General features: G+C 48.1%; 14 protein-coding genes. 10 read left to right on the top strand and 4 right to left on the bottom strand.

Features of this window, described 5'->3' with window-relative positions:
* The first annotated feature begins 96 nt into the window (after window positions 1-96).
* Genes PSI9734_RS04660 through PSI9734_RS04650 form a run of 3 tightly spaced genes read left to right on the top strand, consistent with a single transcriptional unit; the run spans window position 97 to window position 3,289 of the window.
* Window positions 97-336, top strand: a complete 240-nt coding sequence (locus PSI9734_RS04660; protein WP_173919918.1) for an OadG family protein — start codon at window positions 97-99, stop codon at window positions 334-336.
* Between the two features lie 24 nt (window positions 337-360).
* A complete protein-coding gene (gene oadA / locus PSI9734_RS04655; RefSeq protein WP_173919917.1) occupies window positions 361-2,151 on the top strand; it encodes a sodium-extruding oxaloacetate decarboxylase subunit alpha in 1,791 nt (596 codons plus the stop codon).
* 7 nt (window positions 2,152-2,158) lie between these two features.
* On the top strand, window positions 2,159-3,289 hold the full coding sequence (locus PSI9734_RS04650; RefSeq protein ID WP_173919916.1) for a sodium ion-translocating decarboxylase subunit beta: 1,131 nt from the start codon (window positions 2,159-2,161) through the stop codon (window positions 3,287-3,289).
* 20 nt (window positions 3,290-3,309) lie between these two features.
* On the opposite strand, the gene PSI9734_RS04645 is transcribed toward PSI9734_RS04650, so the two are convergent.
* On the bottom strand, window positions 3,310-3,489 hold the full coding sequence (locus PSI9734_RS04645) for a hypothetical protein (RefSeq protein WP_173919993.1): 180 nt from the start codon (window positions 3,487-3,489) through the stop codon (window positions 3,310-3,312).
* Window positions 3,490-3,498: 9 nt separating this feature from the next.
* Entirely contained in the window at window positions 3,499-5,595 is a 2,097-nt protein-coding gene (locus tag PSI9734_RS04640; RefSeq protein WP_173919915.1) for a response regulator, read from the bottom strand.
* Between the two features lie 124 nt (window positions 5,596-5,719).
* Here PSI9734_RS04640 and gshA point away from each other — a divergent pair, with 124 nt between their 5' ends.
* Both gshA and PSI9734_RS04630 read left to right on the top strand, forming a co-directional pair.
* Window positions 5,720-7,333 carry a glutamate--cysteine ligase gene (gene gshA, locus PSI9734_RS04635; RefSeq protein WP_281351424.1) on the top strand — a complete coding sequence of 538 codons (1,614 nt, stop codon included), beginning with the start codon at window positions 5,720-5,722 and terminating at the stop codon, window positions 7,331-7,333.
* Complete coding sequence (locus PSI9734_RS04630; RefSeq protein WP_173919914.1) at window positions 7,330-7,950, top strand: transglycosylase SLT domain-containing protein; 621 nt, start codon at window positions 7,330-7,332, stop codon at window positions 7,948-7,950. The genes gshA and PSI9734_RS04630 overlap by 4 nt, the downstream gene beginning before the upstream one ends.
* Before the next feature lie 27 nt (window positions 7,951-7,977).
* Here PSI9734_RS04630 and PSI9734_RS04625 read toward each other — a convergent pair whose 3' ends face one another.
* Entirely contained in the window at window positions 7,978-9,279 is a 1,302-nt protein-coding gene (locus tag PSI9734_RS04625; RefSeq protein WP_173919913.1) for an HlyC/CorC family transporter, read from the bottom strand.
* A gap of 94 nt (window positions 9,280-9,373) precedes the next feature.
* On the bottom strand, window positions 9,374-10,162 hold the full coding sequence (locus PSI9734_RS04620) for a cytochrome C assembly family protein (RefSeq protein ID WP_173919912.1): 789 nt from the start codon (window positions 10,160-10,162) through the stop codon (window positions 9,374-9,376).
* 157 nt (window positions 10,163-10,319) lie between these two features.
* Here PSI9734_RS04620 and ffh point away from each other — a divergent pair, with 157 nt between their 5' ends.
* The 5 genes from ffh to rplS all read left to right on the top strand — a co-directional run bounded on the left by ffh (window position 10,320) and on the right by rplS (window position 13,748).
* Window positions 10,320-11,693, top strand: coding sequence for a signal recognition particle protein (gene ffh, locus PSI9734_RS04615; RefSeq protein ID WP_173919911.1), 1,374 nt, complete (start codon window positions 10,320-10,322; stop codon window positions 11,691-11,693).
* A gap of 107 nt (window positions 11,694-11,800) precedes the next feature.
* Window positions 11,801-12,049 (top strand): 30S ribosomal protein S16, encoded by a 249-nt coding sequence (gene rpsP, locus PSI9734_RS04610; RefSeq protein WP_173919910.1) that lies wholly within the window; start codon window positions 11,801-11,803, stop codon window positions 12,047-12,049.
* 21 nt (window positions 12,050-12,070) lie between these two features.
* Window positions 12,071-12,601 (top strand): ribosome maturation factor RimM, encoded by a 531-nt coding sequence (gene rimM, locus PSI9734_RS04605; RefSeq protein WP_173919909.1) that lies wholly within the window; start codon window positions 12,071-12,073, stop codon window positions 12,599-12,601.
* Window positions 12,601-13,371: a tRNA (guanosine(37)-N1)-methyltransferase TrmD gene (gene trmD / locus PSI9734_RS04600; RefSeq protein WP_173919908.1), complete on the top strand. Its 771-nt coding sequence runs from the start codon at window positions 12,601-12,603 to the stop codon at window positions 13,369-13,371. Before rimM ends, trmD begins: the two co-directional genes overlap by 1 nt.
* 20 nt (window positions 13,372-13,391) lie before the next feature.
* Window positions 13,392-13,748 (top strand): 50S ribosomal protein L19, encoded by a 357-nt coding sequence (gene rplS, locus PSI9734_RS04595; RefSeq protein WP_173919907.1) that lies wholly within the window; start codon window positions 13,392-13,394, stop codon window positions 13,746-13,748.
* Window positions 13,749-13,787: the final 39 nt, after the last annotated feature.

The raw sequence follows: 13,787 nt of genomic DNA, 5'->3' as shown, positions 1-13,787 counted from the left end.
CTATATTCCCAACTAACACTTACGCATCAGAAAGTTGTGTTATTCTGCTTTTAAGTTACGCTTATTTGTACAGCTTAAAAAGGCAGGTTAACGACGATGCAGCAGCAACTCTCAGAAGCTTTAACGATAATGCTTACGGGCATGATCACTGTGTTCGTATTCCTCATACTTCTTCTGGTTGCCATGGCGCTTTTACGCCGTTTTATTGGCACCGAAGACCGTCAACCTGAACCATCAACGCGGCCAGTCTCTCGTGCCCAAAACCAACAACAAAATGCGCAACGGGTCGCAGCTATCACAGCAGCTGTGCACACCTATCGGCGTGAGCACGAGTAAAACGCTTTTAAAAGGAGCCCAAGGATGACAAAACCACTGAAGTTAACAGAATTAGTCTTGCGCGATGCACATCAATCGCTGTTAGCGACGCGCATGCGATTGGACGATATGTTACCGATTGCAGAACAGCTCGATAACGTCGGCTATTGGTCGATGGAGTCTTGGGGTGGGGCAACGTTCGATTCCTGTATTCGTTACCTTGGTGAAGATCCCTGGGAGCGCATTCGAGAATTAAAGAAGGTCATGCCGAAAACGCCACAGCAAATGCTTTTACGTGGTCAGAATCTTCTTGGCTATCGCCATTATGCAGATGATGTTGTACGTCGCTTTGTTGAGCGGGCGAAAGAAAATGGCGTCGATGTATTTCGTATCTTTGACGCAATGAATGATGTACGTAACCTTGAAACCGCGATCAAAGCAGCTAAGGAAGTTGAAGGGCACGCGCAAGGCACCATGGCCTATACCGTAAGTGAAGTGCATACCCTTGATAAGTGGGTGGCGATGGGCAGTGAGCTGGCCGACCTTGGGTGTGACTCACTTTGTATTAAAGATATGGCTGGGTTACTTCGCCCTCAAGCCGCTTACGACCTCATTACCGCGCTTAAGGAAGCCACTGGGTTACCGATTGCCATGCAATGCCATGCGACCACAGGGCTAAGTACAGCGACCTATCAGAAGGCGATTGATGCCGGTATTGATATGCTCGATACGGCGATTTCATCCATGAGCATGACCTATGGTCACTCGGCCACTGAAACTATAGTGGCGATGACCGAAAACACGGAACGCGATACCGGTTTAGATCTGGCTCAGTTAGAGGATATCGCCAGCTACTTCCGCGAAGTACGCAAAAAATATGCACAGTTTGAAGGCTCATTAAAAGGCGTTGATGCACGTATTTTGCTGGCGCAGGTTCCTGGTGGCATGTTGACCAACATGGAAAATCAGCTGCGAGAGCAGGGAGCAGCAGATAAGTTTGAGGAAGTTTTGGCGGAAATCCCACGAGTGCGCGAAGACTTAGGCTTTATTCCATTGGTGACGCCGACCTCACAAATTGTCGGTACTCAAGCCGTGTTGAATGTGTTGACTGGCGAGCGTTATAAGTCTATTTCGAAAGAAACCAAAGGGGTGCTTCGCGGCGAGTATGGCGCTACAGCAGCTCCGGTCAACAAAGAGCTACAAGAACGTGTATTGGAAGGCGATGAACCGCTAACCGTTCGCCCGGCAGACATGATTGACGATGAAATGGATAAGCTCACCAGTGAGTTACGTCAGCACGCTAAAGAAAAGTCTCTGCGCCTTGCCGATAATGAAGTCGATGATGTTTTAACCTATGCGTTGTTTCCACAAATAGGCCTGAAGTTTCTTGCCAATCGGGACAATCCCGATGCGTTTGAGCCGGTGCCAGAAGCCGATACAGCGACACCTAAGGCGAACGAGTCTTCGGCCGCACCATCGACAACCAAGCAAGGCGGTAAAGCGAGTTATAACGTCAAAGTTGATGGTAAAACCTATACCGTCGAAGTGGGCCCAAGTGGTGCCGTTGATAGTGTTGAAGAAGAAGCGTCTGAAACGACTGAGTCTACGGCAACGTCAAGCGCCCAAGAGTCAGTTACAGCGCCGCTGGCCGGCAATGTTTTCAAAGTTCAAGTAAGCCCTGGGCAAGAGGTCGCTGAAGGTGACGTTTTAATTGTGCTTGAAGCGATGAAAATGGAAACCGACATTAAGGCTGATCGTGGCGGTAAAGTAGCTGAAGTGCATGCGCGTGAAGGCGATAGTGTTGCCGTTGGTGATACGCTGTTAAGCTTGGAGTAATTGCGCAATGGACCGTTTAATAACTTTATGGAACAGTACCGCGCTGTCCGCGTTCACTTGGGGCGAGGCAACCATGATGCTGGTGGGTGCCTTGCTACTCTATCTAGCGATCAAGAAAAAATTTGAACCTTTATTGCTGTTGCCGATCGGCTTTGGTGCTATTTTGGCCAATATACCGATGGCAGGTTTTACCGAACCCGGTGGTTTGTTGTACTACATTTATGCGGTCGGCATCGATACTGGGGTATTTCCGCTCATTATCTTTATGGGCGTAGGTGCTATGACAGATTTTGGTCCGCTGTTGGCAAATCCGCGAACACTATTGCTCGGAGCGGCGGCCCAGTTTGGTATATTCGCAACCTTATTTGGTGCGATAGCACTCAATGGCCTTCCCGGTTTTAACTTTTCTATGCAAGACGCGGGAGCCATCGCCATTATTGGTGGTGCAGACGGGCCAACGGCAATTTTCTTGGCATCTAAGCTAAGCCCCGATTTACTCGGTGCAATTGCTGTCGCCGCCTATTCTTATATGGCATTGGTACCTATTATCCAGCCTCCTATTATGCGCTTGTTAACGAGTAAAGCAGAGCGTTCGATAAAAATGGAGCAGCTGCGTCAAGTTGGACGACGTGAAAAAATACTGTTTCCGTTAGCGGTGTTGTTTTTGACGCTGCTGTTCCTTCCCGCCGCAACGCCGTTGGTAGGAATGTTTTGCCTCGGTAACCTTATGCGTGAAGCTGGGGTTGTTGAACGCTTGAGTAAGACAGCGCAAAACGAGCTAATTAATATTGTCACGATTTTCTTAGGGCTCGCCGTCGGCTCAAAGCTCTCAGCGGGAGAGTTTTTGAGTTTGCAAACCTTAGGTATTTTAGCACTCGGCGCGGTGGCGTTCAGTATCGGTACGGCGTCTGGCGTATTGATGGCCAAACTAATGGCGAAGTTTAGTAAGACGCCTATCAACCCTCTGATTGGTGCAGCCGGTGTGTCGGCGGTACCGATGGCCGCTAGGGTGGTTAATAAAGTTGGGTTAGAAGCGAACCAGAGCAACTTCTTACTGATGCATGCAATGGGCCCTAACGTTGCCGGTGTTCTAGGCTCGGCGGTGGCCGCAGGTATCTTGTTAGCCTTGGTGGGTTAAGTGTTTGGCGGGCGATAGCTTTAAAACTGTCGCCCGGTTAACCACAGCAGTAGGCTGTAGACAATGGCAATAAAGGCGCTCACGATTAAAATGGTGACATAGCCTTTACGGCCCTGTTTAAAAGTGTAGCCGTTGACATTCAGATACACCCACCAAAGCAGACATAAAACGAGCGGAATTAGGAATAAGAAGCGGATCATTGTGGTCACCTATTTGCCTTGATTTTGTCGTTCAACCCATAATTTTAAATCGGATGCCGCCAGAGATGCTTGCTCAAGTAATGGCGAGAGCCGTGTAATATAGTCGGCAACCTGGTCAAACTCGGCGTTTTTCATGGCTTGCTCAAGCTGACTCGCAAGACGCTCAATACCTAATAAACCTAAATTAGCAGCAGACCCCTTCAGTGTATGAAAGTAACGCTGAGCGTCTTGATGTTGTCCTTTGGTAATGAAGTCTACCACTTTTAGAGGGGCTTCTTGATAGCTTTGTTGCAAATGGTTAATCAGATCCGAATAGAGCTCTAAGTTATGATTGAGCCGCTCCATTGCCCCTTGAAAATCAATATCATGATGGTTGGGATAGCGGCGCTCGGCGTTTGTTTGGTCTACTTGCGATGTGACAGCGCTTTTTGCACAGTCTTTGCGACACCATTTCTCAATTGCTTTGCGCAGTTTCTTTTCATCAATGGGTTTGTCTAAATGATCTTGCATACCAGCTGCAAGCGATTGCTCCACGTCTTCTACGGCATTGTTTGCTGTCATGGCGATAACGGGTAATCGTTCATAAGAAAACTGATGACGAATAGCGCGTGTGGCGCTATAACCATCCATAACAGGCATCTGAATATCCATTAATACTAGGCCGTAGTCATGCTCTTGCACCGCCTCCACCGCTTCTTTACCGTGGGTAGCGATATCCACAACAAGGCCAAGGTGTTCGAGCATTTCTTTGGCGATACGTAGATTGATATCGTTGTCTTCGACTAGCAGTACCCGAGTACCAGCTAGGCCAGCTAAGTGTGGGGCTGATTCACGCGTTGGTTCAGGCGGTTGCAAGTTAAGTACCGATGCTAAAGCACGAATCACCGAATGGCTGGTATAAGGCTTCAGTAAGTGCTCTTTGACCCCTAAGCCTCGCGCGTACTCAATTAGCTCTGTGGCATGGTAACTGGTTGCAAGAATGCATGCCGGCGGCTCATGTTGTTGTAGTAGTGTGGCACAGAACTCAACCCCTGAAATGCCTGGCAGTTGCCAATCAATGATACAGGCCGCAAAAGACTCTTGCTCAAGAGCCTGCTGCGCGTCCTCTGCAGTACGAAAGCTGCTAACCCGCATTTGGATACTGCGAAGCATATCGCTAAGCATTTCTCGGGTGGTTAAATTATCTTCTACAATCAATACATGTTTACCTGCTAAACCAGCAAGTACCTCGGGTGAAATACGGGGCTGTTGAGGCTGTTGCAATGGCAACTTGAGTTCGATAAAAAACGTTGTGCCTTGGCCTTTACTGCTGGTTACACCGATCCCATGTTCGTTCATGAGTTTTACGATGCGCTGACTAATCGCCAAACCAAGCCCGGTACCGCCATATTTTCGTGTGGTTGAGGTGTCGGCCTGCGTAAATGCGTGAAACAAGCGATGTCGTTGCTCTTCATCCATTCCGATACCGGTATCGGTCACCGATAATCTAAGGTACAACTGGCTGGATGTTTGCTCTAGTTTCGTCACCGCAACGACCACTTCACCTTGCTCGGTGAACTTAATGGCATTACTGACAAGGTTCACGAGAACTTGATTCAAACGTAACGGGTCACCGATCAGTCGCGTCGGCAAGTTTGCCGGTAGTTGAATGATAAATTCGAGGTTTTTGTCATGCGCACGATAGGCAAATAAATCCGCCAAATTGCTGAGTACTTCTTCTAAATCAAACGGAATTTTTTCAATTGTTAATTTGTCGGCTTCCAGTTTTGAGAAGTCGAGTAGGTCATTGATAATTCCAAGCAGGATCTTCGATGAGCTTTCAATCGAGGTCAGGTACCCATGCTGTTTATCGCTAAGTTCGGTTTTTAGGCATAACTGTGTCATTCCTAAGATGGCGTTGATCGGTGTACGAATTTCGTGGCTCATGTTGGCCAAGAACTCGCTCTTGGCCTGATTAGCGGCTTTCGCTGCAGCGATCGCTTCCTGCATGTCTGCAAGTGTACGCAGCTGTTGTTCGTCTGGCTTATTGTTATCGGTCGCCATATCGTCTGCCGCCATAATGTTGTCACACCGGATACCAAATAGAGATAAGCTGCATGATGCCATGCAATGGATCATTCGCCAAGTAATCAAACTGTCCCAAATGCGACAGAGATCATGGACGTAGCGCCCGAGAAACAGTAAGCTTTACCTCATTCGAGACAGAACCTAGCGATAGGCAGGAACGAGTTTGCAGACAACGTTATTAGACACCCTGAACCACTTGAGTTCGCTTTCTAACAAAGCAGAGATGCGCCGTATTCAGCGCGGTATTGAGCGCGAATGTTTGCGCATTACGGAGGACGCAAAACTTGCGTCGACCACGCATCCAATTGCTTTAGGTAAAACGCTCACCCATCCGCATATCACGACAGATTATGCTGAAATGCTACTGGAGTTCATCACGCCGGTGGCAAGTGATATTCAAGTGACCCTTGCTCAGTTGACCGACATACATAGCTATACCTATCGCTACATGGGCGATGAGTTGATGTGGCCGCTAAGCATGCCATGCTTCGTTGGCAAAGCTGAAGATATCCATATTGCACGTTATGGTGACTCACATAGTGGCCGCATGAAAAATCTTTATCGCCAAGGCTTAACCTATAGGTATGGCGGCGGCATGCAGATTATCTCTGGGGTGCATTTTAACTTTTCGATACCACAGGCGATGTGGCAAGCGCTGGCAGAGCAAGAAAGTAAACGTTTGGACGCGACCTACATATCGGCCCGCTATTTTGGCTTAATTCGCAACTATAAGCGACTGTGTTGGGTGATCCCTTATTTGTTTGGTGCTTCACCGGCTATTTGCGAGTCTTTTTTAGACCATACCGATGGCGCGATGGAGCTTAAAAAGCTAGGTAAGGGTACCGTGTATCGCGAATATGGAACCTCGTTGCGGATGAGCGACTTAGGCTACACCAATAAAGAGCAGGCTGATTTACAGATCACCTATAACTCGTTATCGGACTACGTAACGCGCCTGCGCCGGGCTATTACGACGCCATCACAAAAGTTCGCTAAAATTGGCGTTAAAGAAACGACAGCAAACGGTGAAGCTGATTACCGTCAACTGAATGCCAATATTTTACAGATCGAGAACGAGTTTTACTCACCGATTCGACCTAAGCGTGTTACCGAAGGTGGTGAAACACCAACTCAAGCGCTCGAACGAGCCGGTGTCGAGTATATTGAAGTGCGCGCACTCGACGTTAATCCCTTTAGCCCGATAGGCATTACCGAAGCACAAATTCGCATGTTAGATTTGCTGTTATTGCAATGCTTGTTGAGCGATAGCCCCGAACTAAACTGGGACGAACAGCAAGTCACGGAGCAAAATTTTACCAAAGTGGTACTCGATGGTCGAAACCCTCGTTTAACCCTTAACGATAATGGCTATGACCGACCAATTTCAGACTGGCTAGAAGAACTTTTTGCTGACTTGCAAAGTGTCGCCAAGTTTTTGGATACAGACGATGATACCAGCTACCAAGACACACTAGCGGAGCATTATCAGATGGTGTTAAATCCGGAGCTCACGCTATCGGGGCAAATGCTCGCTATTATGCGAGACGAAACCATTGAGAATGGTTGTTTAGGCTTACGGTTAGCCGAGCAGTATAAAGCTGAGCTGACTCAGCCCTTGAGTTATTTTTCCGAAGCTGATTTCAGCGACTGGCGCGATGCCTCATTGGCTGAACAAAAGTCTCGCGAAACAATGGATGCAAACACATCATTTGATGAATTTCTGAGTGATTACTTTGCCAAAGCAGCGCTAACGGCAGAGGAATGCGGCCAGTCATGACGTTCAAGCTGAAGGCTTTGATTACCGGCTGTTTGGTGGCGTCTGTGGTCGGCTGTGCGTCGGCACCACCTAAGCAGCCGGAAGACTTATGTGAAATCTTCTATGAGAAACGTGACTGGTACGACGCTGCCGCGGATATGCGTGATCGATGGGGTGTACCGATTCAAATCCCGATGGCGATCATGTACCAAGAGAGTTCATTCAAGCACGATGCAGTGCCACCTCGCGACTACTTGTTATGGATTATTCCATGGGGCCGAGTGAGCAGTGCTTATGGGTACTCGCAAGCGAAAACACCAACTTGGGATGACTACGAACGAGAAACCGGAAATGGCTGGGCCTCGCGCGACTCATTTGAAGATGCCATTGATTTCATGGGTTGGTTTATTGACAAAAGCCACCGGGTGAATGGTGTGTCGAAATGGGATGCTTACGGGCAATACCTTAACTATCACGAGGGGTGGGGCGGTTACAAACGTCAGACCTATCGTTCAAAAGCCTGGTTGATGCGTACGGCTGAGCGGGTAAAGCAACGGGCGGGCACCTATGGTGCGCAGCTGCGGCGCTGTGAAGATGATCTGAAACGCGGCTGGTTGTCACGTTGGTTGTTTGGCTGAGTTCCCGCCTAAATGAGCCATCGCGCGCTAGTTAAAAAGGTTCTGCTGCTCTAAATGCCGAGACTCAAGGGGCATAAAGCGGATTTGTTTTACCATGCTTTCACTGCACTCTAAAATTTCCAACGCATAACCATCAATCCGCATGCATAGCGGGTTTTGTGGAATATCGCCTAGTAACTCAACGATTAAGCCACTGACGGTTTTTGGGCCGTCAGTCGGTAGCTCCCAGTTCAATTCTTTGTTGAGATCACGAATGTTTGCGGTTCCTTCAACAACAATGGAGCCATCTTCTTGCGGCGTCACTGACTCGCTAGGTGTTGGCGTGATATTTGTAGTGAAGTCACCGACGATCTCTTCGAGAATATCTTCGAGTGTTACCAACCCTTGAATATCGCCATATTCGTCGACCACCAAGCCAATGCGCTCTTTGTTGTGTTGGAACTTAAGCAATTGCACATTCAGCGTCGTACCTTCGGGAATGTAGTAGATTTCACGGGCGCTACGCACTAACTCTGCTTTGTCGGTATCGTTGTTCGACTTGGTGACAATTTGCATAATGTCGCGTGCGTGCAGAAAACCGATAGCGTCGTCGATTTCGCCCCGATAGAGCAGTAAACGGGTGTATTGTGCTTGTGATAACTGTTTAATAATCACCTTAATATCGTCTTGCACGTCAATACCGCTGATATCAGAACGCGGAATCATAACGTCTTCGACCGTGACCTTCTCAAGGTCGAGAATACTGATGAGCATATCTTGGTGACTACTCGGAATCATTGACTGAGCTTCGTTTACGACTGTTCGTAACTCTTCCGAACTTAAGGCGTCTTGCCCTAATGTCGTATTAGGATTGACCCCGAGTAAGCGCATAAAGCCATTGGTAATAAAATTCACCACGGCAACGAAAGGGTACATTAAGGTTAATAGCGGCTTAAGAATGACTGAACTAGGAAAGGCCACGCGCTCCGGATGCAGTGCGGCAATGGTCTTCGGTGTCACTTCGGCAAATATCAGTACCAACATTGTTAACCCAAAGGTCGCAACGACGATACCTGCGTCGCCAAACCAACGGATACAAATAACCGTGGCGATGGCCGAGGCAGCAATATTCACCAAGTTATTGCCGATGAGAATCAAGCCAATGAGCCGATCTGGGCGATCCAAAAGGTATTGGACGCGTTTCGCTCCGGCATGATCTTGTTGCGAAAGGTGGCGTAAACGGTAACGGTTGACCGACATCATGCCGGTTTCCGAGCCAGAAAAGTACGCCGAAAGAAACAGTAAGAGACCCAGAATGATGAGCAGGGTCGACGTGGCTATTTCGTCCAAAAAAGTTACCTTTAATTAATGCGTGAGTGCCTAATTTAATGAGCTGGCCCGACAAGTCAAGTTCGGCGCCTTAGTTTTCGCAGGTTAGCTGCGACTAGCTCAATAAAACATCACGAACGAAACGGCTACCAAAGTACCCGAGACTAAGTAAAACACTGGCAATAACACTGGTAAGCACTAGGCTTCTGCCGCGCAGTTGACGTAGTCGATGCAATAACACTACGGCTAGGTAAATGACGAGTGCCATCAAGCTCAAAATAGTTTTATGGGCTTGGTTCTGCGCAAACATGTCATTGAGGAAGACAAAACCACTGGCAATGGCAATAAATAGTAGCAGTGTGCCCGAGCTTAATAAGCGGAAAAAGTAACGTTCGACAACCATTAATGGCGGTAAGTAACCGGACAGTGCGTTCTTACGGTGATTCTTTAACACGTAGGTGAGGTACAATAATTGTATCGCGTAAAGCGTTGCTAACATTAAAATGGCGTATGCCAGTAAGCTCAAAACGATATGAATGGCCAAGCCGTGGGTATCGGCGATGCTAGCCCCCCAGTCGGCGGGGCTAAACCATAGAATAAGGCAGCTAATAGCGGCAAATAAATAAATAACAGGGCGTAAAATTAAGCCGCTATTGCGTTGCACACGAATCAGCGAAAACAGCGCCAGTAAAAAGGCGACAACATTCAAACTGCTGGCGACATTCAAATGATCAAAGTGATCGCGCGCTAAATAATTCCAAAGCAATACGCCGTGGCTGACGACTGCCGCTAAGGTAAGTCCCCAACTTAATCGATTCGAGCTTCCTTCAGTAGCAAGTTGACGCCACATGGCACCGGCGCTGGCGAGGTAAAGAAGCAGAGTCAGGACAAGAAGGCTCAGCATGTTGGTTCCCACAGATTAAGTTGTGTAGCTTTTCGACGTTAAGGCTCAAGTATATGCATTGTTGCGGCGAAACCCAATAGGGTTGAGAAACTTCCCTTGATTTACGATATACTTGACGCAATATCATTGTCAGCTAGCAGTAGATGGACAGTATCCCATGTTTGAGAATTTAAGCGACCGTTTGTCGCAGTCATTAAAAAATATCACCGGCCGTGGCCGACTTACCGATGACAATATAAAAGACACCCTCCGAGAAGTGCGTATGGCACTGCTTGAGGCTGATGTTGCGTTACCGGTGGTGCGCGAGTTTATAAAGCGTGTGAAAGAACGTGCGGTAGGTACCGAAGTCAATAAAAGCCTAACGCCGGGCCAAGTGTTCTTGAAAATTGTGCAACAAGAACTTGAACACGCTATGGGTGAAGGCAATGTTCCCCTGAACTTAGCCACGCAGCCGCCTGCTGTGATCCTGATGGCCGGTTTGCAAGGTGCGGGTAAAACTACCAGTGTGGGTAAGCTTGGGCGTTACCTACGCGAGCGCGAGAAGAAAAAAGTTTTAGTGGTTTCTGCGGACGTTTATCGCCCCGCGGCCATCAAGCAGCTAGAAACTCTAGCCGCTGAAGTTGACGTCGAATTTTTCCCGTCATCTACGGACCAAAAGCCGGTGGCGATTGCCGAAGCTGCGATAGCGCATGCTCGGAAAAAGTTTATTGATGTGGTACTCGTCGATACCGCGGGTCGAACCGCGATCGACGATGCAATGATGGCTGAAATTAAGCAGCTGCATGCAGCCATCAAGCCGATTGAAACCTTGTTTGTCGTAGATGCAATGACCGGCCAAGATGCGGCGAATACCGCTAAAGCCTTCAATGAAGCCTTACCGTTGACCGGTGTTGTATTGACCAAAACCGACGGTGATGCGCGTGGTGGTGCAGCGCTTTCTATTCGCCATATTACCGGTAAACCGATTAAGTTCTTAGGGGTTGGTGAGAAGAACACCGCGCTAGAACCTTTTCACCCAGAGCGTGTTGCGTCACGCATACTAGGCATGGGCGACATGCTTTCATTGATCGACGAGCTAGAGCAGAAAGTCGATCGCAGTAAAGCCGAGAAAGTTGCTAAAAAAGTCATGAAAGAAGGCAAGTTCTCACTTGAGGACTTCCGCGACCAGCTAGCGCAAATGCGTGATATGGGCGGCATGATGGGGCTACTCGATAAAATGCCTGGTATGGGAAAAATGGGCGACCAAGTTAAAGGTCAGCTCGATGACAAGATGACGGTGCGAATGGAAGCGATTATTAGCTCTATGACACCCAAAGAACGACAATTTCCAGACTTGATCAAGGGTTCCCGTAAGCGCCGTATTGCCGCCGGCTCGGGAACTCAAGTGCAGGATGTGAATAAACTTCTTAAACAGTTTATGCAGATGCAAAAAATGATGAAGAAAATGAAAGGCGGCGGCATGGCAAAAATGATGCGCAGTATGGGCGGAATGGGTGGTAAAATGCCTCCAGGCATGTTCCCTAAACGCTAGAGAATACTTGCATTCGACAGAAAAATCGGTAGAATTGCCGGGCTCTTCGACCCAGGTCGGAGATTTTTCTATTTACTTAACATTATAAAACTGTATCGAGGAACGTAATGGTAACCATTCGTTTACAACGCGGCGGCGCCAAAAAGCGCCCATTCTACCAGATGGTAGTAACCGACAGTCGCAATGCCCGCGACGGTCGTTTCATTGAAAATCTAGGCTTCTTTAACCCGCTAGCGCGTGGTCAAGAAGAAAAATTACGTGTTGATTTAGAGCGTGTTGACCACTGGGTTGGTCACGGCGCGACTGTATCTGAGCGCGTAGCTAAGCTTTTAAAAGATGCGCGTAGCGCAGCTTAAGTAACGATTTGAAGGGTAACTATGACTACGCCTACTGAACACGTTGTCGTTGGCCAATTAGGCGCGGTGTACGGCGTTAAAGGTTGGATTAAAGTTCAAAGTTACACGGATGACGTTGCTGCCATATTTAATTATCACTCTTGGCAAATTCGTCAACAGGGTAAGTTGCAGGACGTTACAGTCGATGAATGGCGTCGACATAATAAAGGACTGATTGCAAAATTAGCTGGCGTAGAAGATCGTGATGCCGCGCACTTGTTAACAGGTGCCGATATTGTGATCAGCGCTGAGCAATTACCTGAATTGCCAGAAGATGAGTTTTACTGGCGCGATTTGATTGGTATGACTGTCGTTAATACCGACGGCTATAACATGGGAATCGTTGACCAGTTAATGGCCACAGCATCGAATGATGTAATGGTGGTGAAAGCGAATAGCAATGATGCATTTGGTCGGTCTGAGCGCTTGATTCCGTTTATTCAGAGTCAATATGTGCAGCAGGTCGATACTCAAAACAAGCGTATCATTGTGGACTGGCCGTCGGACTTTTAATGGCTGCGAAATTACAGGTAGGCGTTATTACGCTCTTTCCTGAAATGTTTCAGGCAATTTCTGACAACGGTGTAACGGGTAGAGCAGTTCGCGATGGGGTACTCAACATCACGTTGACCAACCCACGAGATTTTACCCAAGACAAACACCGTACCGTAGACGACCGACCTTATGGCGGTGGTCCAGGAATGTTGATGATGGTGCAACCGCTCACAGATGCGATTGCCGAGGTCAAGCAACAACTAGGTGCCAGTACTAAGGTGATTTATTTGTCACCTCAGGGTCGCAAGCTTGATCATGAAGGTGTGCGAGAGCTCGCTGCAAATGACAAGTTGATCCTAATCGCCGGTCGTTATGAAGGCATCGACGAGCGTGTAATAGCGCGACATGTGGATGAAGAATGGTCGATAGGCGATTACGTGTTAAGCGGTGGTGAGTTGCCCGCAATGGTCTTAATTGACAGTGTGGCGCGCTTGATTCCCGGGGTCTTGGGGCATCAAGATTCAGCAACAGAAGATTCTTTTGCAGCTGGGTTACTCGACTGTCCGCATTACACACGACCAGAAGTTTTAGATGGTGAGGCGGTACCACCGATACTATTGAGTGGTAACCACGAAAAAATTAGACGCTGGCGCATGCAGCAAGCTCTTGGTAGAACTTGGTTGCGGCGGCCAGAACTGTTAAATAATCTAGCTCTGACTGACGAGCAGCAGACGTTATTAGATGACTTTATTGTTCATCATGGTGCGAAAACTGACTCGGGTAGTTAATCTAGGCAAGTGAGGCTAACATGGCAAAAGTAAGTCAGAATTTGATCAAAGCGATCGAAGACGAGCAAATGAAAAAAGACCTTCCGGACTATGCTCCGGGTGATACAGTGGTCGTTAATGTTAAGGTTGTTGAAGGTAACCGTGAACGTGTTCAGGCATTTGAAGGCGTGGTTATCGCCAAGCGTAACCGTGGATTGCACTCTGCATTCACAGTTCGCAAAGTGTCAAATGGTGAAGGTGTTGAGCGTACATTCCAAGCGCACAGCCCAATCATCGACAGCATTGTTGTGAAGCGTAAAGGTGCGGTTCGTCGTGCTAAGCTTTACTACCTACGTGAGCGTTCAGGTAAATCTGCACGTATCCGCGAAAAGCTGTAATAAGCGTAAGCTCAAAGAAAGCATCGAAAAACCCGCCAA

The sequence above is a fragment of the Pseudidiomarina piscicola genome, assembly GCF_902806985.1.
Lineage (GTDB): Bacteria > Pseudomonadota > Gammaproteobacteria > Enterobacterales > Alteromonadaceae > Pseudidiomarina > Pseudidiomarina piscicola.
The sequence above is the reverse complement of the archived record's forward strand: the minus strand, read 5'-3'. Positions and strand labels throughout refer to the sequence as shown.